Here is a 1,454-nt window from a genome sequence, read left to right as displayed (position 1 = left end):
AGATCCGCGAAATTTTAATCAGCGAGTCAGCTTGGGAAGAAATGACCTGCTTATTCGCACCTTCCTTAGGTAACGCTATGGCATAAACCTCATAGTGGTCATGCTGCCATTCAACTATCATGTCCACCTCATCGCCAGCCTGAACACGGGTAACCCCTACCCAGCCGCGGAATGGCTGACCATTAATCATCCCCTGCACATATTCCGCCGAATCATTCGAAGATTCGCTTTCAGCCATCATTGCAGCACCGACACCAGGACTCCCTGCAACTATCGCTACAGCCGCCACCGCACCTCGCTGACCGTCAGAAACACCCGGCAGGGTACTGGTACGGTAGGCATCTGCACCAAAATACTCCCTGAATCTCTCATAGCGAAAAGACTCCAGTTGCCCTGATATTTTCTCCAACGGGCCATAAGGCGGCAATACCGGCGGCGGAGGGAGCTCACGCGTCCACGGTCTGCCGTTCATCACTTCAATTTCCTGCTTTGTACGCAGGTCTGCTAATTTCTCTGGCTCAACAAACCGGGAGCATACCTGCTGATTTTCAACTGAATTCATGAAATATCCTTGCACATTCAGGCCCTGGATTACAGATATGATAAGCATTGACACTGTAATTTAGTCAGCTAGGGAGGGTGCGAATAAGTACCCTCCGCAACGAAAATGAAACTTTTAGTCAATTAAATTCAATCACTTACATAGGCGTTTTTTTGCGTTTGGTGACTTATTCGCACCTTCCCTGAAGCTCGTCATCAGAAATCCACGTCACCACCACCTGCAACAAAGTTATGGCCACCATGGCTTCCCAGGTCACTAAAATCGCCAGAACTCTTACTCCAAAATATTTTTTTACCAGTTTGTCGGCTATATATTTACCACCTAATCCGATTATTCTTGATGCTTCCTCTTTACCTTTAACTTCGAAAACAGCACTTATTGCCTCCAGCAGAAGACCGACTGATTTTGTGACAGCGAGGACATCCACAACTGTTTTCAACCCCATCACACCCATCAGGAAAAAACGATTATTCTTAAATTCATCTACTGCTGAAGCTCCATCAGTAAACACCGAAATCGCCGAAGCAAACCCACCCGCTGCCGCCCCAACGCCCTTGACCCATGCTACCGTCAGCTTACCGGCCTCCAGCCCTTTTTCTATTGCCGGCAAAATAACCGTCGTCCCCTGACTCACCATCGCCAGACCGCTGGCCAGCAGGCTCGCCAGCGGCTTCTTATCATCCCTGAACTGTCCGCACAGGTAGATAAAATCCACCGCGTTCAGCACCAGCAGCAGGCTGTTTATCCCTGCCAGCCGGTATTCCCCCCTGCCCTTTTCTGTTGCAAAGTACTCTTCCAGCCTGCTGCTCATCCTCTGTCTATTCGCGGTGACTTCATTCCGGTTTGCCATAAAGCGTTCGCTGTGGCGGATGCCTTCCAGCACCGCCTGGCG

General features: G+C 50.0%; 1 protein-coding gene and 1 pseudogene. Both read right to left on the bottom strand.

Features of this window, described 5'->3' with window-relative positions; all coding sequences use genetic code 11:
* Positions 1-562, bottom strand: a pseudogene (locus ACOTXR_RS25065) (hypothetical protein); the annotation flags it as partial.
* Positions 563-728: 166 nt separating this feature from the next.
* Positions 729-1,454: hypothetical protein (locus ACOTXR_RS25060; protein WP_421767139.1), on the bottom strand; the 726-nt coding region annotated here is incomplete at its 5' end.

It is taken from the genome of Enterobacter cloacae complex sp. IR53030, assembly GCF_049238365.1.
Classification (GTDB): Bacteria; Pseudomonadota; Gammaproteobacteria; order Enterobacterales; family Enterobacteriaceae; genus Enterobacter; species Enterobacter kobei.
This window is presented reverse-complemented; position numbering and strand designations above follow the sequence as displayed.